This is a genomic window from Methylobacterium sp. D54C (genome assembly GCF_053345595.1).
This window is the reverse complement of record NZ_JBKFAK010000271.1, coordinates 1-279: the sequence shown is the minus strand read 5'-3', so window position 1 is coordinate 279 and position 279 is coordinate 1. Positions and strand designations below refer to the sequence as shown.

Here is a 279-nt window from a genome sequence, read left to right as displayed (position 1 = left end):
GGCCGAGCGCCTGCGCGGCGAAGCCGATCAGCGCGGGCCCCGCCAGCACCCCGGCATAGCCCAGCGTCGTCACCGCCGGCACCGCCACGCGCGCGGGCATCGCGGTCTGGCGCCCCGCCGCCGTGGACAGGACCGGGACGATGTTGGCGCAGCCCGCCCCGACCAGGGCGTAGCCGGCGAGCGCCGCCTCCCAGGCCGGGATGACGACCGAGAGCGCGAGGCCGACCGCCGCCAGCAGGCCGCCGAGGATCACCACGGGCCGCCGGCCGAGGCGGGCCA

The 279-nt window shown here is 79.9% G+C and carries 1 pseudogene; it reads right to left on the bottom strand.

The window, feature by feature from the left end:
- Positions 1-279, bottom strand: a pseudogene (locus ACLBYB_RS33485) (MFS transporter); the annotation flags it as partial.